Source organism: Sorangium sp. So ce124, assembly GCF_051525235.1.
GTDB lineage: Bacteria > Myxococcota_A > Polyangia > Polyangiales > Polyangiaceae > Sorangium > Sorangium atrum.
On sequence record NZ_CP150312.1, the window covers coordinates 6,650,482 to 6,671,527 of the forward strand.

Annotated in this window: 13 protein-coding genes and 1 pseudogene; 8 read left to right on the forward strand and 6 right to left on the reverse strand. The window is 72.5% G+C overall.

The window, feature by feature from the left end; translation table 11 throughout:
- Positions 1-57: 57 nt before the first annotated feature.
- From pgl to zwf, 3 genes are read right to left on the reverse strand one after another with little or no spacing between them, the layout of a single operon-like run.
- Complete coding sequence (pgl, locus tag WMF19_RS24810; protein WP_437901396.1) at positions 58-783, reverse strand: 6-phosphogluconolactonase; 726 nt, start codon at positions 781-783, stop codon at positions 58-60.
- A 23-nt stretch (positions 784-806) separates the two neighbouring features.
- Complete coding sequence (locus WMF19_RS24815; RefSeq protein WP_437901397.1) at positions 807-1,874, reverse strand: glucose-6-phosphate dehydrogenase assembly protein OpcA; 1,068 nt, start codon at positions 1,872-1,874, stop codon at positions 807-809.
- Entirely contained in the window at positions 1,871-3,460 is a 1,590-nt protein-coding gene (gene zwf / locus WMF19_RS24820) for a glucose-6-phosphate dehydrogenase (RefSeq protein WP_437901671.1), read from the reverse strand. The genes WMF19_RS24815 and zwf overlap by 4 nt, the downstream gene beginning before the upstream one ends.
- 342 nt (positions 3,461-3,802) lie before the next feature.
- Between zwf and WMF19_RS24825 the strand changes: the two genes are divergently transcribed.
- The 4 genes from WMF19_RS24825 to WMF19_RS24840 all read left to right on the forward strand — a co-directional run bounded on the left by WMF19_RS24825 (position 3,803) and on the right by WMF19_RS24840 (position 10,700).
- The gene (locus WMF19_RS24825; protein ID WP_437901398.1) at positions 3,803-4,084 is read left to right on the forward strand and encodes a DUF433 domain-containing protein; all 282 of its coding nucleotides are present in this window, start codon (positions 3,803-3,805) and stop codon (positions 4,082-4,084) included.
- A 378-nt stretch (positions 4,085-4,462) separates the two neighbouring features.
- Entirely contained in the window at positions 4,463-5,761 is a 1,299-nt protein-coding gene (locus WMF19_RS24830) for a hypothetical protein (protein WP_437901399.1), read from the forward strand.
- A 329-nt stretch (positions 5,762-6,090) separates the two neighbouring features.
- Positions 6,091-9,900, forward strand: a complete 3,810-nt coding sequence (locus WMF19_RS24835; RefSeq protein ID WP_437901400.1) for a serine/threonine-protein kinase — start codon at positions 6,091-6,093, stop codon at positions 9,898-9,900.
- A complete protein-coding gene (locus tag WMF19_RS24840; protein WP_437901401.1) occupies positions 9,897-10,700 on the forward strand; it encodes a lysophospholipid acyltransferase family protein in 804 nt (267 codons plus the stop codon). Before WMF19_RS24835 ends, WMF19_RS24840 begins: the two co-directional genes overlap by 4 nt.
- A gap of 79 nt (positions 10,701-10,779) precedes the next feature.
- Here the strand turns inward: WMF19_RS24840 and WMF19_RS24845 are convergent, their stop codons facing one another.
- Positions 10,780-11,598 carry a Uma2 family endonuclease gene (locus tag WMF19_RS24845; protein WP_437901402.1) on the reverse strand — a complete coding sequence of 273 codons (819 nt, stop codon included), beginning with the start codon at positions 11,596-11,598 and terminating at the stop codon, positions 10,780-10,782.
- 519 nt (positions 11,599-12,117) lie between these two features.
- Here WMF19_RS24845 and WMF19_RS24850 point away from each other — a divergent pair.
- From WMF19_RS24850 to WMF19_RS24865, 4 genes and pseudogenes are all read left to right on the forward strand, one after another.
- Positions 12,118-15,495 (forward strand): CheR family methyltransferase, encoded by a 3,378-nt coding sequence (locus tag WMF19_RS24850; protein ID WP_437901403.1) that lies wholly within the window; start codon positions 12,118-12,120, stop codon positions 15,493-15,495.
- Positions 15,496-15,587: 92 nt separating this feature from the next.
- The gene (locus WMF19_RS24855; protein WP_437901404.1) at positions 15,588-15,956 is read left to right on the forward strand and encodes a response regulator; all 369 of its coding nucleotides are present in this window, start codon (positions 15,588-15,590) and stop codon (positions 15,954-15,956) included.
- Positions 15,957-16,036: 80 nt separating this feature from the next.
- Complete coding sequence (locus WMF19_RS24860; protein WP_437901405.1) at positions 16,037-17,044, forward strand: chemotaxis protein CheB; 1,008 nt, start codon at positions 16,037-16,039, stop codon at positions 17,042-17,044.
- A 100-nt stretch (positions 17,045-17,144) separates the two neighbouring features.
- Positions 17,145-17,834, forward strand: a pseudogene (locus WMF19_RS24865) (DNA alkylation repair protein); the annotation flags it as partial.
- 157 nt (positions 17,835-17,991) lie between these two features.
- On the opposite strand, the gene WMF19_RS24870 reads toward WMF19_RS24865, so the two are convergent.
- Positions 17,992-18,540 carry a DUF892 family protein gene (locus tag WMF19_RS24870; RefSeq protein ID WP_437331011.1) on the reverse strand — a complete coding sequence of 183 codons (549 nt, stop codon included), beginning with the start codon at positions 18,538-18,540 and terminating at the stop codon, positions 17,992-17,994.
- Positions 18,541-18,634: 94 nt separating this feature from the next.
- The gene (locus WMF19_RS24875) at positions 18,635-20,962 is read right to left on the reverse strand and encodes an alpha/beta fold hydrolase (protein ID WP_437901406.1); all 2,328 of its coding nucleotides are present in this window, start codon (positions 20,960-20,962) and stop codon (positions 18,635-18,637) included.
- Between the last annotated feature and the right edge of the window lie 84 nt (positions 20,963-21,046).

Sequence of the window (21,046 nt, forward strand, 5' to 3'; positions counted from 1 at the left end):
GCGCGGCGCGCTGGACGTGCCGCGCCGCGCCGCGCCAGCTCGGTCGCCCGCTGCTCGCTACCCGGCTTGCGCCGCCGCGGCGTCGAGCAGCCAGACGAGCCGCCCGGGCCCGCCGCGCACGACCCGCGCCGGCACCTCGTCGGCCGGGCCGGGCCGCTTCGCCTGCGCCACGACCCCGCGCTTTCCCGCCCCGCGGGCCAGGAGCAGCTTCAGCCGCGCCTCCTGGATCACCGGCGCCGTCAGCGTGAGCCGCGGCTCCAGCCCCTTGTCCGGCTGCGCCGGGATCGCGGCGACCAGGCGGTCCTCGATGCCCGCCGCCCCCGTCCCGGGGAACAGCGAGGCCGTGTGCGCGTCGTCGCCTATCCCGAGCGTCATCACGTCGAACGAGACAGCCGACGCGACCCCGAACCGCGCCCGCAGGAGCCGCTCGTACCCAGCTGCTGCCCCGGCGAGGTCCGGCGACTCGCCCTCCATGCGGAAGAAGCGCTCCTCCGGGATGGGGGCCGCCGCCAGATCCCGGCGCGCGGCGCCGTAGTTCGAGCGGGGGTGATCGGGCGCGACCGCGCGCTCGTCCACCCAGAACCACTCGGTCTGGGCCCACGGGAGCGAGAGCGCCGCGAGCCGCTGGTACGCCTCCGACGGCGTGCTCCCGCCCGACAGCGCGACGCGCGCGACGCCGCGCGCATCGACCGCCGCCGCGATGGCGCGCGCGATGAGCTCCGCCCCGAGCCGCGCCAGCTCCGCAGCGTCCGCCGTGACGAGGGTCTCCTCACCACCGTTCATCTCGGTCCTCCTGTCGGCCCTCGTCAAAGGGCGCTCCACTTCGCCGCGGCGAGCACCGCCTCGCGCAGCAGCCGATCGCCCTCCAGCGAGTCGATCGTCTTCGCCAGCACCCACGTCTCGTCCCGGTAGCCGAGCGGGTGCAGGTGCTCCGCCGACCGCGCCCCCTCCATCGTCCACCGCACCGTGCCGGGCGCCTTGTCGAGCCGCACGCAGCCGAGCGTCAGCGGCTCGCCGCGCAGCGACGTCCACAGGCGCACGCCGTCGAGCCGCCGCCACGCCTGCGCGTCCGCCGGCGGCCCGTCGACGAGCGCGATCTCGATCGGCGCCCCGTCCGCGCCGCGGGCGCGGCCGACCACGCCGCCGCCGGACTGCGCGGGCCCCCGCGACTCGAACGTCCAGCCGAGCCGCGAGCCCATCCAGCCGAGGAACAGCGCCGCCGGATCCGGCTTCGCCCCCGCGCTGCGCGCGATCTCCACCCGCCGGATCGCCCGGCACGCCTCCGGCATGTCGTCGAAGAACCGGGCCACGAGCTCGCGGAACGAGAACGTCCGCACGAACGCCCGGTCCGCGAGCGGCGCCCTCGTCCCGCGCGCGACCTCCGCGATGCGCTCGATGCACGTCTCGGCCGAGTCGAACACCAGCCGATTGCAGATCGGCGCGAGCGCGTCGCCGAGCACGTTCGGCGCGCCGGGCGCGAGCTCGACGATCACCGCCACGTCGGAGATCGTGAGCGCGCTCACGACCGAAGCGACGCGCTCGGCCGCGGCCACCCCGAACGTGATCTCCACGCGGTCGTAGCAGATCGGCACCTCGCCCGCGCGGCGGCACGTGGCCGACCAGTCGGCCTGGACGCTCGCCGGGTCGAGCCGGTCGTCGAGCGTGATGAGCAGGGTGCGGCCCGCGTGCGTCTCCGCGAGGTCCTCGGCCTGCTCCTTCAGCCGCTCGACCTCGGCGCGGCTCCCCACCGCCACGAAATTGAGGGTCGACGCGCGCGTCTTCGGGGCCGGCTCCGCCCGCGACTCGTCGGGCGCCGACCAGAACTCGGCGAGCTCCGACTCGACCCGCTTGATGACCTCGGCGACCGCGCTCACGGCCGCCTCCACGCCCGCTCCGGGGCCTTCCCCCCGTCGCCCGCCCCGCACACCGCGCGTACGTCGTCCGACGACGGCTCGACGAGGGCGTCGGCCTCCGGCGGGCCCCAGCTGCCGGCGGCGTAGCGCGCGATCGGCGCGCTCTGGGTCCGCCACCCCTCGAAGATCGGATCGACGAAGCCCCACTGCGCCTCGACCTCGTCGGCGCGCGTGAACAGCGTGGCGTCGCCGCGCAGCGCGTCGAGCAGGAGCCGCTCGTACGCCTCGGGCGTGCTGGAGCCGAACGCGGCGCCGTACCGGAAATCCATCGTGACGCCGCGGATCGCGATGCCGCCGCCCGGGATCTTCGCCGCGAACCGGAGCGAGATGCCCTCGTCGGGCTGGAGGCGCATCACGAGCGAGTTCGGCTCCTCGGTCGCGCCGGGGGCGCCCTTGAACAGGCCGTGCGGGAGCGGCTTGAAGTGCAGCACCACCTCGGCCACCCGCTTCGCCAGCCGCTTGCCGGCGCGCAGGTAGAACGGCACCCCGCCCCAGCGCCAGCTGTCCAGGTGGAGCTTCATCGCGACGTAGGTCTCCGTCGTCGAGTCCTTCGCGACGTCGGGCTCCTCCGTGTAGCCGGGCACCTTCTCGCCGCGCACCATGCCGGGCCCGTACTGCCCGCGCACCGTCGACGACAGCGCGTCCGGGCCCGCGATCGGCCGGAGCGTGCGGAGCACCTTCACCTTCTCGTCGCGCACCGCGTCCGCGTCCCAGGACGACGGCGGCTCCATCGCGACCAGCGTGAGCAGCTGGAGCGCGTGGTTCTGCACGATGTCCCGCGTGATGCCGACCTTCTCGTAGAACTTGCCGCGGCCCTCGACGCCGATCTCCTCGGCCACGGTGATCTGCACGTGATCGACGTGCTGGCGCGACCAGAGCGGCTCGAAGATCGTGTTGCCGAACCGCAGGACGAGGAGGTTCTGGACGGTCTCCTTCCCGAGGTAGTGGTCGATCCGGTAGATCTGCGACTCCGCGAGGTGGGCGAGCAGGTCGCGGTTGAGGGCGCGGGCGCTCTCCAGGTCCTCACCGAACGGCTTCTCGACGACGACGTGCTGGAACGGCGCGTCCTTCTCGTGCGACGGCGGCGCGACGAGGTTCGCCGCGCGCAGGCCGCGCACGATGGGCGCGAACTGGTCGGGCGCGACGGCCAGGTAGAAGACCCGGTTCTTGCGGGTGCCGCGCTCGGCGTCGAGCCGCTCGAGCTCCGCGGCGAGCCGGGTGTACGTCTCGGCCTCGTCGAACGACCCCTGGACGTAGCTGATGCCCTTCTCGAGCTCGCTCCAGGTGGCCTCCTCGAGCGGGCGCCGCGAGTGCTTCCCGACGGCCTCGCGCATCTCCTTCGCGAAATCCGGCTTCGGGCGCCGCGCCACGCCGACGACGGCGAAGCCGCCCGTGAGGAGCCGGCTGAGCGTCAGGTTGTAGACCGCGGGCAGCAGCTTGCGCCGGGTCAGGTCGCCCGAGGCGCCAAAGATCACGAGCGCGGCCGGCGAGGCGGTGCGCTCCTCGGGCATCCCTTCGCGAAGCGGGTTCTTCTCGGCTTGGGTCATGGTGGGTGAGCTCCGGTCGGTGACGGCGACGGGCACGATGCTCGCGCGCCTCCGCGGCGTAGGGTAGTCCGGATCGCGCGCGCGGGCGCGGAACGATGCGATGACGATGCCGGAGGTCGTGCGACGCGGGGACGACCGCGCGCGGGCGTGCGGGCGGAGCGCCGCGCCCGCGCGCCCACGCAGCCCGGCACCCGCGCGGCCCGGCGCCGCGCCGAGCGTGCCCGCCGGCTCGCGGCGCCCTTCCATCCGATCGCGACCGGTACTAGGCTCCTCCGCGCGATGGCCGCGCCGGTGCTCCCGCGAATCCGCGTCCCCCACCCTCACGTGCGATGCGATAGCCAGGTGCTCGCCGGGAGCCCTCACGTCCTCGGGTCGCGCGTCCCGGTCCGGCGGCTCTGGGCGTGGCACCGCGGCGGCGCGTCGGTGGAGACGCTGCTCAAGCGCTACCCGAACCTCGGGCCCGCGCGCGTGCTCGACGCGCTCGCGTTCGCGTACGACAACCAGGACCTCATCGAGGCCGACATCGCGCGCGAGCAGCTGCTCTTCAAGAAGCAGGGCGGGCCCACGGTCGGCGCACGCCCCCTCGCCCAGCTGAACCTCCCCTTCGACGAGGACGAGGAGTAAGCGACGCCCGAGAGGGCGCGGCGGGCGAGGGACGGCGCGGCGGGCGAGGGACGGCGCGCGCGCCGCGCGTGAGGCGTCACGGGCGAAATGCCGTGCGCTCCATGTGAAACGCCTCGCGATATATATATGTGGAACGCCTCGCGCCACCTGCGGTGTAGACCGCCATCCCCGCGCGATGAGCTCCGCTTGATTCTTTACAGCCATCCTGACTTGGGGCAATGAGGGCCGTCAGTTGCTGGAGCCCGCGGTGCGGGGCTGCTCTGCATTGCGAGTGACCGTCGCGCAGGATCGCGGCTGTCCCAGCTTTCAAGGTCGCGGCTGCTGGTGTAGGGTCCGCGCTCCATGGGGTACCGATCGAGGTGCCGGAGGGTTTCTGAGATGAGCGTCAATCGATGGAAGTTGTTCGCGATGCCCGTGGCCCTTCTCGGCCTGGCCTCGCCTCTCCTCGTGAACTGCGGCGGCAAGGGATTCCCCGGCGCGGACAGCCTGCCCGGCCCGGCCGGTGACCTGGCGTCGGCCGCGAGCGGCTGCGACGAGCTGAAGAACGGCGGCATCGCGAACCTGAAGTTCGACGGCGGCGCCGAGGTCGAGGGCAAGATCAAGGGCTTCCTCGACGCGGCTGCGTCGCTCGACAAGCTCACCGCCAGCATGGAGGCGGATCTCATCGCCTCCTGCGGCAAGCTCGGCAAGGACCTCGGCATGAGCGACGCGGAGCTCAAGGCCGACCCGAGCGGCGGCAAGGGCGCCGAGAAGGTCTGCGGCGCGGTCTCCGCGAAGGTCAGCGCCGCCGTGAAGGCGAACGCCGACGCGAAGATCACCGTCCAGATCGACCCCCCGAAGTGCTACGCCGACATCACCGCCATGCAGAAGTGCCTCGGCGAGTGCGGCTCGCCGGTGCAGCCCGGCAAGCTCGAGGCGAGCTGTGAGGGCGGCGAGATCAGCGGCAAGTGCGACGCCGAGTGCAAGGGCAAGTGCAGCGTCGAGGCCGGCGCGGCGTGCACCGGCACCTGCAGCGCGAGCTGCTCGGGCAAGTGCGAGGTCGGCTTCAAGGGCACCTGCGGCGGCAAGTGCGACGGCAAGTGCGACGGCAAGGACTCGAAGGGCGCGGCGTGCGCCGGCACCTGCGAGGGCAAGTGCGACGCCAAGGCCGAGGGGTCTTGCTCGGGCACCTGCGAGGGCACCTGCTCCGGCTCCTGCGAGGTCAAGGCCGCGGCGAAGTGCTCCGGCTCGTGCTCCGGCGGCTGCAGCGCCGAGATCAAGGAGCCGAAGTGCTCGGGCGAGTTCAAGCCCCCGAGCGTCGACCCGAGCTGCCAGATGCAGTGCACGGCGAAGACCGCCGGCGAGGCGAAGTGCGATGCGCCGAACGTCCGCATCGTGGCGAACGGCAAGGTGAACGCCGACGCGCAGAAGCTCGTCGCCGCGCTCCGGACGTCGCTCCCGGCGATCGCCAAGGTGCAGCTCGGCTCCGGCAAGAAGCTGGCGGCGGCGGTGTCCGGCGTCGGCAAGGCCGGCGTCGAGGTGAAGGACGTGGCGCTCAAGGCCGGCGGCAAGGCGGTCGCCTGCGTCGCGGCCGCGGTCGACGCGTCGGCCAGCGCGTCGGCCTCGATCGACATCAACATCAAGGCGAGCGCGAGCGTCAGCGGCTCCGCGAGCGGTTCGGCCAGCGGCGGGACCTGATCCCCGGCGCGGCCTGAGCGCGGACGCGGCGGCGGTCCCCTCCTGGGGGTCGCCGCCGTCGTCATTTCAGGCGCCGAATCCAGGCCCGCGGCGCAGGTTTGGGTGCGGGCTCACTTTTTCGGGCGCGGCGCGCGATGGTCGAGCTCAGCGCCAGGTTCGCCCCCCAACGTTGCAGGCAGGTTTCTTGGCCAGACAGCCGCGATGCGGCAGGCCGTCGAGGCGGCGTGCCTCCGGCAGGCGGCCGGGCCATTGCGCGCTGTCGCGGCGCTCGTCCGGAGTATCATGGTGCGTCGGCGAACGATGACGGGGTACTCGGAAGGGCAGGAGCGATGGTCGGCGATCCCTTGATCGAGCGCGGCGCCAGGATCGGCGAGTACACGATCGCCGATCGCCTCGGCGAGGGCGGCTTCGGCGCCGTGTTCCGCGGCCGTGACGGGGCCGGCAACGACGCCGCCATCAAGATCTTCAAGGATGTGAGCGCCCAGAACGCCGGGCAGCTCTTCGCCCAGCAGAACGAGATCGAGGCGCTGCTCCGCCTGCGCCACCCCTCGCTCGTCAAGCTCTCCTCGTACGGCGTCCTGGACGGCGTGGGCCTCTACCTCGCGATGGAGCTCGTGCAGGGCGAGACGCTCGACAGGTACCTCGCACGGATGGGCTCGCTCGACACGATCGAGGCCCTGCGCATCGCGCGCCGCGTGGCCGAGGCGCTCGCGCACTGCCACGCGCTCAACGTGCTCCACCTCGACCTCAAGCCGAGCAACATCGTCCTCACCGATCCGTACGAGCCCCGGCTCAAGATCCTCGATTTCGGCCTGGCGACGCTCACCGTGAGCTTCCAGCCCGAGCACGCCCGCGTCAACGCGGGCACCATCGCTTACCTGGCGCCCGAGTGCCTGAAGCGCGGCGCGCTCGGGCGCCCGAGCCCCCGGATGGACCTCTACGCGGTCGGCGTCATGCTCTACGAGCTGCTCGCCGGCCGGCTCCCGTTCTCGGACGGCACCGTCAACAGCGTCATCAACCAGAAGGTCTACGGCACGCTCGTGCCGCTCGCCCACGCGGCGCCCGAGACGCCGGCGCCCGTCGTCGCGCTGGTCGAGGAGCTCCTGGAGCGCGACCCGGCGCGGCGCTTCTCCAGCGCGGCCCGGCTCTGCGCGCGGCTCAAGGAGCTCTATTACGTCACGCTCCACGGCACCTCGCCGCCCCCGGCCGGGGCGGAGGCGGGAGCGCCCGAGCGCGACGCCGCCGCGCCGGAGACCTTCGACGACGCGCACGACGCGCCGTTCGTCGGCCGCGAGCAGGAGCTCGGGCGGCTCATCGAGCTCCTCCAGGGCGCGGTGCGCGGCGAGCCGCGGCCGGCCGTGGTGGTCGGCGACACCGGCGTCGGCAAGAGCCGCCTCGTCGCCGAGCTGCTCCGGAGCGCCGAGCAGGCGGGCACGGCGATCGTCGCATACGGCCGGTGCAGGGAGCTCTCCGGGCTCGTGCCCTACTCCGCGATCCGCGAGGCGCTGACGCAGATCGCGCTCTGGCTCGAGCGGCACGGCGACAGCCGGGCGGCGCGCATCCGCCGGCTGGTGAGCCTCGTGATCGCCGACGACGCCGCCCTCCTCCAGGGGCTCGTGCCGGAGCTGACGCGCGCGGTCGGGCTCGCGGAGGAGGGCGGCGCCATCGGCCCGGGCGGCACGCGCTGGATCGCCGATCTGATCCTGCGGCTGCTCGGCGCGATCTCCGAGGAGATCCCGATCGTCCTCGCGATCGAGGACGTGCACTGGGCCGACGAGGCGACGCAGGAGGTGCTGCTGCGCCTCTCGGATCAGCTCGGCGAGATGCCGGTGCTGCTGCTCGGCACGGCGCGGCCGCCCTTCGCTCGTGGCTCATCGATGCCTCCGCCCGGCTCGTCGCTGCCTCCGCCGGGCTCGTCCGCGCTGCGCGGCCCGCCGGGCTCGTCGCCGATGACGCCGCGCTCGGCGGGCTGGCTCGCGTGGAAGGACGTCGAGCGCCTCGACCTCGGCCCGCTCCGGCCCGACGCGAACCGGGCGCTCCTCTCCGCGCTCGGCCGCGGCGCGGGGGACGACCTCGTGCAGGAGCTCGTGCGCCGCGTCCCGCTGCTCGCCGCGGGCAACCCGCTCTTCAACATCCAGGTCGTCCGCAACATGGAGACCGAGGGCTTCCTGCAGCGCAGCCGGAGCGGCGCGCTCGAGATCTCCCGCGCCGACGCGAGCTACCTCGCGCCCGCGTCGGTCTCGGACGTCCTCTCGCGCAGCATCGACGCGCTCGATCCCACGGCGGTCCAGGTCCTCGGCGTCGCCGCGCTCATCGGCCGCCAGTTCCTGCGCGACGATCTGGTCGAGCTCGGGCTCTTCGACCCGGCGGAGGTCGACAGCGCCCTGCGCGACGCCGCGGCGCACTACGTCTGCCTCAGCGAGGACGGGGGCCTCACGTCGTTCTCGCACGACGCGGCGCGCGAGCAGCTCGCCGCCCGCGTGCCCGCCGAGGAGCGCCCCGACTACCACGGGCGCATCGCGCGGCGCATCGAGCTGCGCGGCGGCGATCCGGGGACGCTCGCGCACCACGTCGAGCGCGCCGGCGAGCTCGACCGCGCCGCCTCGACGTACCTGCTCGCGGCGGGCGAGGCCGATCGGCTCCAGGATCCGCACGGCGCCAGCCGGCGGCTGAAGCAGGCGCTCGCGCTGCTCGAGCGGCTGCCGCTCGACCCGGCGCGGATCGAGCTCAGGGCCCGCTGCGCGCACGAGCTCGCGCGCGTGGCGTGCCTGCTCGGCAGCACGGCGGAGCCCCTCGATCTGCTGCGCCGCACGCAGGGGGCGCTGCCGGGGACGCCGCTCGTCACGGCGGCCCTCTCCAGCGCGCTGTCGCGCGTCCACTACGTGCGGGGCGAGTTCGCCGACGCGGTGGCGCACAGCCGCAAGGCGCTCGAGGCGATCGGCGCGAGCCCGGAGCTGCGCCCGTACCAGTGCCTGCCGGCGAACATCCTCGGGCGCGCGCTGTGCGCGGCCGGCAAGGTGGGCCCGGCGACCGAGCCGCTCCGCCGCGGCTGCGAGCTCGCGGAAGCGGCGGGCGAGTACGTCGAGCTCTGCCACTCGCGCGGCATCCTCTGCGTCGCGCTGAGCCAGTCCGGCCTCTACGCCGAGGCCGAGCAGAGCGCCGCGGACGCCGCGCGCCTCGCCGAGCGCCTGCGCGATCCGGTGCGGCTGCTCGGCACATGGTTCTACCACGCGGTGCTCGCGGAGGGCCGGTTCGACTGGGATCTCGGGGTCCGGTCGACCGCGCAGCTGCTCTCGTACGCCGAGGAGCACGGCCTGAGCGGGCTCTACCTGTACATGGGGACGATGTACGCGGGCCGGCACCAGTTCCACATGGGCCAGCTCACGCGGGCCCGCGTGCTGATCGCGAACGCGGTCAACCTGAGCGGCGTGCTGGGCATCGGCATGGGGCGCGGCTGGGCGGAGGGGTACCTGGGCGACGTGTACTTCGTGCAGGGCCTGCTGCGGGACGCGCTCGCCGCCTACGACCGGGCGATCGAGATCGGCTCGGCGGGGACGGGCGACGCGTACGCCGTGAGCCTCGGCCGGGTCGGCCGGATGCACGCGCGGGCGCTGCTCGCCGACGACGCCGGCGACGCCGGCCAGGCCGGCGAGCTCGCCGCATACGGCCGGGAGACGCTCGATCTCATCCGCGTGTCGGGCAACCGGACGCTGCTTGTGACGGCGCTCGAGCGGTACGCCGAGGCGCTCGACGCGCTGGGCGACGGGGGGGCTGCGCGCGGCGTCCGCGCCGAGCGCGCGGCGCTCGTCGAGGAGCTCGGCGTGACGGATCCGACGTTCTGGCCGCGCGTCCCGGCCGAGGCGGCGTTCCAGGGCCCCCCGCGGGCGTACTGGGCCGATCTGCCGCGCGAGGTCCGGAGCACGAACCCGAGCAGCGTCGGCACGACGCAGGTCGTGGGCGCGACGGTGGCGGAGCTCGCGGCGGCGGCGACGATCGCGGTCCCGGAGGAGGACCTCGGCGGGCCGACGATCGTGGCGATCCCGCGCCTCCGCCACGTCACGCTGCTGGAGACGCTGGCCTCGGTGGAGGGCTTCGTCCCGCGCTTCGACGGGCCGGAGGCCCCGCCGGTCGCCAAGTGACGGCCGAGGCTGCGCGGCCGGCGCCGGCCGGCCCTGTCGAGGTCGTCCGCACGGCGCTCGCCCACGCCTGGGCGATGCTGTTCCTTGTCGTGCTGCTCCCTGTCGGGCTGCTCTGCTTCCCCTTCGATCCCCGGCAGCGGATGCACGATCGGCTCTCGGTCGTGTGGGCGCGCGGGGCGCTCTGGCTGGTCGGCGTGCGCGTCGAGGCCGAGGGCGTCGAGCACGCCCGGCCGGGCGAGCGGTACGTGATCGCGGCGAACCACCAGAGCACGCTCGACATCCTCGCGCTGCTCGTGGTGCTCCAGGGGCGCACGCCGCTCCGGTTCCTTGCGAAGCGCGCGCTGTTCCGCGTGCCGGTGCTGGGCTGGGGCATGCGCCTGTACGGCCACACCCCCGTCGACCGGCGGCGCGCCCGCGGCGCGCTCGCGGATCTCGGCGAGGCGCGGCGCAACGTGATGCAGCGGTGGTCGACGGTGTTCTTCCCCGAGGGCACGCGGAGCGCGACGGGCCGGCTCCTGCCCTTCCGGCTGGGCGCGTTCCGGACCGCCTCGGCCGCGGGCGCGCGCGTCCTGCCGGTGACCATCGACGGCACGGGTGCGCTGCAGCCGAAGGGGCGTTATGCCGCCGCGCCCGGCGTCGTGCGGGTCGTTGTGCACCCGCCGCTCGACCCGCCGGGGGCATCGGCCGAGGCGCTGCACGCCTCGATGGAGGCGTGCAGGTCCGCCGTGGCGTCGGCGCTGCCGGAGGCGCTCCGGGAGGGGGCCGAGGCGGCCGCTCTCCCGGAACAGCAGCGCCGCTGAGGCGGGCATCACGGCAGTCCAGAGCCTCCGGGTCGAGCTTCAGCGCTCCCGGGAGGCTCCCGGCAGCCTCCGACAAGAGCTAGCCGCCGCCGGGCAGCTTGCCGAACCGCTGCTCGTACTCGGCCAGCCGCGCTGCGAGGAGCGTCGCCTCGTGCTGCGCCGCGCGTGCCCGCTCGTCGGCGGCCCGCGCCTGCTCCTCGGCGGCCCGCGCCTGCTCCTCGGCGGCCCGCGCCTGCTCCTCGGCGGCCCGCGCCTGCTCCTCGGCGGCCCGCGCCTGCTCCTCGCCCGTGGGCACCACGCGCCCTTCTGGGTCGAGCCAGCGCAGCCAGTCGGCCTCGAGGCCGTGGTAGGTGCCGCGGCGGACGCCGAGCCCGAGGTGCAGCCGCGGGCTCGCCACGTCGCCGCCCGCTCCGGGCGCGACGGGCGCGTACGCCATCGTGGCGAGATCGAGCGCGTAGGCCTCGAGGACACCCGTGAACGGATCGAACAGGTAGTACTCGGGCACGCGCAGGAGCTTCGCGTAGATCCGCATCTTGTCGGTGCGATCGACCGCCTCGGTGCTCTCGGAGAGCAGCTCGATCACCACGTCGGGCGTCCTTCCGTCCTCCTGCCAGACGACCCAGGATTTGCGCTCGCGCCTCACCGTGTCGAGCACCACGAAGACGTCCGGCCCGCGAAAGTCGTTCTTCTTCGCCTGGAGCTCGCTGAAGTAGACGGCCATGTTGCCGCCGACGTACACGTCGTCGCGCTCCTTCCACAGCAGATCCAGCGCCTCGATGAGGAGGTCCATCTGCTTGCGATGCCGCTCGGACTCCATCGGCTCCCCGTCGTCGTACGGCAGCTCGTCCTCGCCGGGCGGCGGGATCGGGACGAACGAGGTGTCGCTCTGAAAGGCCATGCGTCGCTCCTCCTGGAGAGAGTACCGCTCGTCGCCCTCGCGGTCGAACGCATCGCGGAGCGCCCCCGTAGCACGGCTCCCCACCGGTCGCGACGGCGCTCCGCGACGATGCCAGGGCCGCCGACGGCCCGCCGCCCCCGGCGCGGTCTGCGCCTTTCGCCCCCGCGCCGCGCCGACAGGCGCCCCCCGGAAGAACTCTGCATGACAAAATTCTGGACGAGCGCGCAATAGCCCACGAGGGCGAGTCGTGAGCTCTTGGAGCGAATCGCGAGCTCTTCTATCGAATCACGAGTTCTTCTAGCGAATCGCGAGCTCTTCACTCCATCTTCTTGCGGCTGTCAGTGAATTTTTGTCCTTCTTCGAATCCCCTCCGGAAGCACGACACCGCCGCGCCCATTGGATACGCGCCTGACCAAGCGCCGCACCAGGCTCAGGAGTACCGGTGGTTTTTGACCATAACCTCCCTGTTGCGACGCATCCGTCCTGAGGTTCTCGTATATAAGAGCTCATTACAGGCGCATGGCAGACCCCCGCATCAAACCTCAGCTCGTGGTGATCGGCTGCTCGGCGGGCGGGATCCAGGCCCTCAGCACGCTCGTCTCCACGTTCAGGACGCCGTTCCCGGCGCCGATCGTGATCGCTCAGCACCTCGACCCCCGACGGCCCAGCCACCTCGTCGACGTGCTGGCCCGCCGCAGCGCGCTGCCCGTCCGCAGCGTCGCCACGGCCTCCCCGCTCGAGGACGGCGTCGTTTATGTCGTGCCGTCGGGGCGCGACGTGGAGATCACCGACCACGAGCTCCGGCTCAGGCCCGACAACAGCGATCGACCCAAGCCGTCCGTCGACATGCTCTTCCGCACCGCGGCGGAGGTCTTCGGCGAGGGCCTCGTCGCCGTCATCCTGACGGGCAACGGCTCCGACGGCAGCGCGGGCGCACTCCACGTCAAGAAGCGCGGCGGCACCGTCATCATCGAGAACCCCCAGACGGCGAGCTTCCCGGGCATGCCCGAGTCACTGGCCCCGAGCACCGTCGACATCGTGGCCGATCTCGATCGGATCGGGCCCATCCTCAACGATCTGCTCGCTGGCTCGTACGTCGAGCCCCCCGCGGACGACGAGAAGCGGCTCCAGGAGCTCCTCGATCTCGTGCGCGAGCGGAGCGGGATCGATTTCAGGAAGTACAAGCAGGCGACCATCCTGCGCCGGCTCCGGCGCAGGATGGCGGCCACGAACACGGAGTCCATCGAGGCCTACCGGCAGCACCTCGCCGGGCAACCCGACGAGCTCCAGCGGCTCATCAACAGCTTCCTGATCAAGGTCACCGAGTTCATGCGCGACCCCGATCTCTTCGCGCAGCTCCGGGACGTGATCCTGCCCGGGCTCATCGCGCACGCCCGCAGCGACAACAAGGCGCTCCGGATCTGGTCGGCCGGGTGCGCCACCGGCGAGGAGGCGTACTCGCTCGCCATCCTGATCAGCGAGCTGCTCGGGGACGAGCTCGACGCCTTCAACGTCCGCATCTTCTCGACCGACATCGACAGCGAGGCGATCGCGTTCGCCCGCCGCGGGATCTACGCGGCGAGCGCCGTCGAGGACCTGCCCCATGGCCTGCTCGAACGCTACTTCGTCGCGGTCGACGGCCAGTACCAGGTCAAGAAGCGCATCCGCAGCCTCACCGTCTTCGGCGAGCACGACCTCGGCCAGCGCGCGCCCTTCCCGCACCTCGACCTGGTGGTGTGCCGCAACGTGCTCATCTACTTCACGAGCGACCTCCAGCGCCGCACGCTGCACCTCTTCGCCTTCTCCCTGCGAGAAGGCGGCTACCTCGTGCTCGGCAAGGCCGAGACGACGAGCCCGCTCAGCGAGTACTTCGTCCCCAACGACATCCACTACAAGATCTACGTGCGCCGCGGCGAGCGCATCCTCATCCCCCCCGGGCCCTCCCTCCCCCCCGTGCTGCCCAGGCGCGCTCCCCGCGGCAAGAGCCCCCTCATGAACATGCGGCCCCTCAGGGAGCAGCCGCGCGCCCGCCTGTCCATCGACCTGCTGCTCTCGGGCATCCGCCATGGCATCGTGGTCATCGACAGCCGCTACGACATCCTGGAGATCAACTTCGCGGCGCGGCGCCTGCTCGGCATCCACGGCACGGCGCTCGGGCAGGACTTCGTGCACCTGGCGCAGGTCATCCCCCACCGGCCGCTGCTCGACGCCATCGACGCCGCCTTCCGGGGCGAGGCGCGGGACCCGATCGAGATCGCCCTCGACCCGACGCCGCAAGGCGAGCGGACCAACATCCAGCTCTCGTGCCTCGCGCCCCACATCGAGATCGACCCGAACAAGCTCGGCGTTGCGCTGCTGGTGATCGAGGACATCACCGCGGCCGTGCGGCGCCGGGAGGCCAGCGACGACGCGATCGCCCAGGCGGCGCAGCTCCGGGCGGAGCTCGATCGGACGGTGTCCGAGCTCGAACGCCTGCGCTCCGAGGCCGACGCGCACGCCGCCGCGCGCTCGCAGGCGGAGCGCGCCGGCGAGGCGGACAGGCTGATGATCCGGCGGCTATCGGAGCAGAACCGGCAGCTGCTCCGGGCCAACGAGGAGCTCACGTCGGCGCACGAGCAGCTCCGAGCCCTCAACGAGGAGCTGATGGTCTCCACCGAGGAGGCGCAGGCCGCCATGGAGGAGGTCGAGACGCTGAACGAGGAGTTCCAGGCGACCAACGAGGAGCTCGAGACCGTCAACGAGGAGCTCCAGGCGACGATCGAGGAGCTGAACACGACGAACGCCGATCTCGAGGCGAGGAGCCGCGAGATCCAGGAGCTCTCCGCGCCGATCGAGAACGAGCGGGCGCGGCTCTCCGCGATCCTGCACAGCATGGGCGACGCGCTCCTCGTGGTCGACGGCGCCGGGCGTCCGGTGCTCACGAACGACGCGTATCTCACGATGTTCGGTGAAGGTCGGCCCGTCGCGATGGACGACAAGGGCCGGCTGCTGCCCGCCCACGACGCGCCGGAGCAGCGGGCCGCGCGAGGCGAGAAGTTCCAGATCGAGTTCTCCATCCCCGGCACGGGCGGCGCGAGCCGGCACTTCGAGGCCACCGGCCAGCCCATCGCCACCGCCAGCCCGCGCCCCGCAGAGACGGCCGAGCGCGGCGTGATCGTCATCCGCGACATCACGGACCGGAGCCTCCGCAAGCTGCAAGATCGCTTCATCGCGATGGCGAGCCACGAGCTCCGCACGCCGCTCGTGCCCATCCACGGCTACCTCGACATGCTGATCAGCCTGCTCCCCATGGACGGCGACCCACGCCTCCATCGCTTCGCCTCGCTCGCCCGCACCCAGAGCGATCGCCTCGCGCGGCTGGTCGACGATCTCGTGAGCGCGAGCCGCATCCAGAGCGGGAAGTTCGAGCTCCGGCTCGAGGACGTGGACCTCGTCCCTCTGGTCGCGAGCGCCGCCGAGAGCGCCCAGTCGCTCGCGGCGACGCCGAAGATCCACGTCGTGCTGCCCCCCGGCACCGCGGAGCCGCTCGTGGTGAAGGGCGACGCCGCGCGCCTGGAGCAGGTCCTCATGAACCTGATCGTCAACGCCTTCAAGCACGCGAGCGCCACCCCCCAGATCGAGGTGCGATTGCGGCGCGCCGGCGGGGGCGCCGAGCTCGACGTGGAGGACTACGGCCCGGGGATCCCTGCGGCCAGCCTGCCGCACCTGTTCTCGAGCTTTTACCAGGTGGAGAGAGCCGGCCCCCCTTCCGGCGGAGGCATGGGCCTCGGGCTCTTCATTTGCAGGGAGATCGTCAGGGCCCACGGCGGCCAGATCTTTGTGCGCAGCACGGAAGGCAAGGGGGCGACCTTCACGGTCAGGCTGCCCCTGATCGAGGACGGACAAGCACACGATTGATGCGCTGAATCGACCCCGCTCTCCTGCGCTCGCGCGCGGCCGTGCGCTCGCGCGTGGCCGGTAGAGCGGCGCTGCGGGGAGGAACCAGGCCCATGAAGGGGACGATCTTGGTGGTGGAAGACGACCTGGATTCGAGCAACATGCTCCGGGAGCTGCTGGGGATGGCCGACTATGCCGTCGAGTCGGCCGAGACCGCCGACGAGGCGATCGCCGCGATGACGGAGCGGCGCTATGACGCCGCGCTGGTCGATCTGACCGTGTCCGGCGCGACGACGGAGGAGCTGATCGAGCGGCTGCGGGGCGTGTCGGACCGGCCGCCCATCGTGCTCTTCTCGGCGCGGACGCCCGATGATCTCCGGGCAGCGGCCGAGCAGCTCTCGGCGGCGGCGGTGATCCAGAAGCCGGCGAGCATGGGCGTGCTCCTCTCCACCATGGCGCGGGTGGTGCGCCCGCCTTCGTAGGCGGCGCCTGCGAGCGGGTCGCGCCTCTCCTCTTCTTCTCGTCTTCTTCGCTTCTCCCCCTCTCCTCAGCGAGGCGCACTGTGCCGGAACCGGACATCATCACGATCGGGGCGTCGGCTGGAGGCGTGGAGGCGCTGATCGTTCTCCTCGGGGGGCTGCCTGCCGATCTGCCGGCGTCTCTGTTCGTGGTCCTCCACCTCCCGCCGACGGCGCGGAGCATGCTCCCGGAGATCCTCGGGCGGTCGACCCGGCTGCAGGTGGGGGCGGCGGTCGACGGCGAGCCGATCGAGCGAGGGCGGGTCTACGTCGCGCCGGTGGACAACCACCTCCTGATCGAGGAAGGCGTGGTGCGCGTGGTGCACGGCGCGCGCGAGAACGGGCACAGGCCGGCCGTGGACCCTCTGTTCAGGACCGCGGCGGCGGCGTACGGCGACCGCGTGATCGGCGTGGTCCTCTCGGGCATGCGCGACTGCGGCACGGCCGGGCTCTTGGACGTGAAGCGCAGCGGCGGCATCGCCGTGGTCCAGGATCCGGAGGACGCCCTGTTCTCGGAGATGCCGCAGAGCGCGCTCGACAACGTCCCGGTGGACCACTGTGTCCCCCTGGCGCAGCTGGCGCCGCTCCTCATGGATCTGGTGCAGCAGGAGGCCGGTGATGCCCCGGCAGAGGGGCGAGCGGCGCTGGGGGGAGCGACTGTGGATGCGGTCGAGAGCGATTTCACCTGTCCGGGGTGCGGCGGGAACCTGATCCGGAGCGACGACGGCACGATGCTCCATTTCAGGTGCAAGGTCGGCCATCGGTACTCTCCGGAGGGCCTGGAGGACGAGCAGGCTTCGGCGCTCGACGCGGCGCTGTGGATCGCGCTCCGCACGATCGAGGACAGCCTGGCGCTGGCGCGCAAGATGGCGGCGCGCGCGGCGGAGCGGAACCAGCCGCTGTTGCTGGCCCTTTACGAGGAGCGAGTCCGGGTGGCCGAGGAGCGGGGCACCCTGGTGCGCCGGGCGCTGCTGGGCACCGGTGGGGGCAACGGATCGACGAGGAGCGCCCACCCGCCGCGCCCCGGGGGGCGGCTGCCGCCGACGGGGTGAGCGGCCGCTCGCGGAGCGGACCGAGACCGCGGCGCCATGGAGGGCGCGGCCGGGCGAGCGCGCAATGGCGCACGATGGACAGAAGGGCTAGGTGTGGCCCATGGATGTCACCGAGGTGATGGGCGAGCTGGAGCGGCTCGGCACCGAGCAGAACCGCAAGGTGTACCGGCGCCACGGGATGACCGATCCGCTCTTCGGCGTGAGCTTCGCCCACATGAACGCGCTGGAGAAGCGGATCAAGCGCGACCACGAGCTCGCCGAGGCGCTCTGGGCGACGGGCAACGCCGACGCGAGGACGCTGGCGGTGACGATCGCCGATCCGGAGCGCTTCACCTGGGACAAGCTCGAGGCGTGGCTCGATGGCCTGCGCTCTCCGGTGCTCATCGACCTGCTCATGAAGCGGGTCGCGCTGAAGACTCCGTTCGCCCGGGACGCGATGGCGCGCTGGACCGCGTCGAACGACGAGTGGATCGGCCGCGCGGGCTGGACGCTCCTCGGCCTGCTCGCGACCGAGGACCCGTCGCTGCCCGACAGCGTGTTCGAGGAGCGGCTCTCGGTGATCGAGGCGTCGATCCACCGGGCCAGGAACCGCGCCCGCGAGGGGATGAACAGCGCGCTCATCAGCATCGGCGCGCGGAACGAGCCGCTGCGCGGCAAGGCGCTCACGGCCGCGCGGCGCATCGGCAAGGTCGAGATCGACCACGGCGAGACGAACTGCAAGACGCCCGACGCGACAGCCTACATCGAGAAGATCTGGGCCAGGAAGCCGGCCGCCGCGCCTGCCGCGAAGCCGGCCAGGGGCGCCGCTGCGAAGCCCGCCAAGGCCGCCGCGAAGCCCGCCAAGGCCGCCGCGAAGCCCGCCAAGGCCGCCGCGAAGCCCGCCAAGGCCGCCGCCGCGAAGCGGGCCTAGCCCGCCGGTTCCGCCATACGCGCCGTCCGGCGCCGGATCACGCCGGGTGCGCCGTCGTGAACAGCTCGCCTGGCGACCCGAGCAGCTCCTTGCGGGTGAGCCGCTCGACGACCTTGCGCGTGAAGATCAGGTGATCTTCCTCCTCGTGCAGGCGGCGCCGGAACGCCTGCCTCGCCTCGCTGTCGTCCGCCTCGTCGGCGAGCTCGAGCAGCAGCTGCCAGCCGGAGTTGTCGACGAGCTCCGCGGTCAGCAGCGCGTGGAAGAGGTGGGTCGGGTTCATGTCCCCATCGAGCACGATCTGCTCGATGCCCCGCGACTCGACCGTGATGAGCCGCGACATGTCCGTCTCGGCGTGCGCGTCCCCGCCCAGCGCGCGGATCTGCGCCTCGAGCCACTCCTCGTGCTCCTTCTCCTGGTCCCGGTGCTCCTTGAGCTCGCCGAGCCGGGCCATCAGGAAGGGATCGGCCGCGCGGCCGATCTTCTCCACGATGGAATCGTACAGCTTGACGCCTGCGCGCTCGAAGGTCAGCCGCTCGCTGAGCAGGTCGATGGCCTTGTCTCTGTTCGTCTGTGCAAGCTTCTTCATGCATCCCTCCGACCGGGGCGCATGCGATTCGCAGGCCGCCGCGCGCCGCGCCCGCGAGGCGGGCAGCGCGCCGGCCGGGCGCGGCGCGCGGCGATCAGAGGTGCTCTGTCAGGTACTCGACGATGGCGCGGTTCGCATAGTGGCTCGCGGCCGGCGACCGGTAACCGTGCCGCTCGCCCGGGAACACCAGGGTGTCGAACCGCTTGTCCGCGGCCATCAGCGCCTCGATCATCTTCGCCGTGTGCGCAAAGTGCACGTTCTCATCCATGAGCCCGTGCATGAGGAGCAGCTTGCCGCGCAGGTTGCCCGCGCGCTTCGTGAGATCGGTCGCCTCGTACCGCGCGGCCTGCTTGTCGAGGAGGCCCATGTACCGCTCCGTGTAGCCCGTGTCGTACAGCCGATCGTCGGTCACCGGTGATCCCGCGACGCCCACGTGGAAGCGGTCCGGCGCCGTGAGGAGCGCGTCCAGCGCCATCCTGCCGCCGTAGCTGTGGCCGTAGATCCCGACGCGGCCCGCGTCGACGTAAGGCAGCGTCTTCAGGAAATCGAGGCCCGCGATCTGATCGGCGAGCTCGACCTCGCCGAGGCGCCCGTAGATGGCCGACTCGAACGCGCGCCCGCGGTTCGCCGAGCCGCGGTTGTCGAGCTGAAAGACCACCACCCCGCGATCCGCGAGGTGATTCCACAGGAGCCACGGAGACCACGAGTTGAAGACCGTCTGGACGCCGGGCCCCCCGTACACGCTCACGACGACCGGATAGCGGCGGCCGGGCTCGATCCTCCGCGGCGCGAGCAGCGCGCCGTAGAGCGTGTCGCCGCTCGCGGCGCGCACCTCGACGATCTCGGGGGCGCGCAGCTCGAGCTCCGCGAGCTCGCGGTCCACGGGCGCCGGCAGCGCGCCGACCTCGGCGTTGTCCGCGCCCCTCACCGCCCCTTTCCACGGGCGATCCAGGGCCGCGTGGAGCTCGACGTACCCCGGCCCCCTCGGATCCACGGTGATCTGGTGCATCCCCGGGTCGGACGTGAGCCGCTTCACCTCGCCGCCCGCGAGCGGCACGGTGTAGAGATGGCGCTCCGTCGGGCGCTCCTTGGTCGCCACGAAGCGCGCCAGGCCGCGCTCCTCGTCCGGCGGGAGGAGCGAGGTGACGTCCCAGTCGCCCTGGGTGAGCCTGGCGATCTCGGCGCCCGAGTCGGCGTCCCGCAGCGCGAGGTGGCGATGGCCGCTCTCTGCGGTCGACCAGACGAACCTCGGCGAGCGCTCGAGGAGCCGCATGTCGGCGAAGTCCACCCAGGTAGGCGAGGTCTCGACGACGACCTCGGCGGCCTCGCCCGAGCGCGGCCTCGCGCGGAGGAGCGAGAGGCGCTTCTGGTCCCGCGAGAGCGTCTGGAACCAGAGCGCCTTGCCGTCTCCCGCCCAGGCGAACCGGCCGAGGTAGCGCTCGTCTTCGCCGTCGCCGCCCTTCCACGTGAGCCATGTCGTCTTTTTGGTGGCGAGATCGAGGATGCCCGCCCTGACGCGGGGGTTCTTGCCGCCGACGCGCGGGTAACGCGCCATCATGAGATCTTCCTTGCCGCCGCGGAAGCCGAGGACTGGCACCTTCTCGACCTGTCGCTCGTCGACCTCCAGGTACGCCACGCGGTCGCAGCCGGGGGAGATCCAGAAGCCGCTCGGCTCATCGAACTCCTCCTGACCGTTGAAATCGCTCAGGCCGCGCGAGACCCCCTCGGGCGCCCCCCGGGTCAGCGCCGTCTCGCGGCGCGAGGCGACGTCGATCATGAAGAGCTCGCGCCCGCGGACGAACACGACGCGCTCGCCGCCGTCGCACACCTTCGGATCGATCTCCGGCTCGGGCGTGTCGGTGAGCCGCGCGATCGCGCCTTTCGGGTCGCGCGAGTCGCGCAAGAAGACGTCCCCTCCGAACGGGATGAGGGCGACCTCCGCCCGCTTCGCCCACGAATAGGCCGTGATCCCCTTGGAGAACATGCGCTGTCGCTCGCGGCGGAGCTCCTCCTCGCGGGACAGCGGCTTCGCGTCCTTCAGCAGATCGCCGGAGGCGACGAGCTGCCGAATCTCGCGCGATGTTGTGTCGAAGGCGAAGAGCGCCTGCTCCGGCCCGTCCGTCTGCCGCTGGAGGTAGGTGATCAGCTTGCCGCCGGGCGCGTACTGGATCGCCCTGGGCAGCCGCGCTCCGAGCGGCGGCTGCCGGCCGAGGTGGGCATACGTGATCCGGCTCGCCTCCGGGCCGGCGATGCGCGTCTTCTCCGGCAGGGCGGCCTGCTTCGCCGCCGCGGCGGCCCCGGCCGGGGCGGCCTTGGCGGGCGGGGCGGCCCTCGGCGGGGACGAGCCGGTGGGCGGGGCGCACGCGGCGACCGAGAGGACGGAGAGCAACCCAAAGCGCGCGGGGAGCAGCGGACGTCGCATGGCCGCTATCTCTCCCGTCGCCATGGAGATGTCAAACAGCGCTGCGCGCCGCGGGCGAGGCCGGGGCGCGCGGGCTCACCTTCG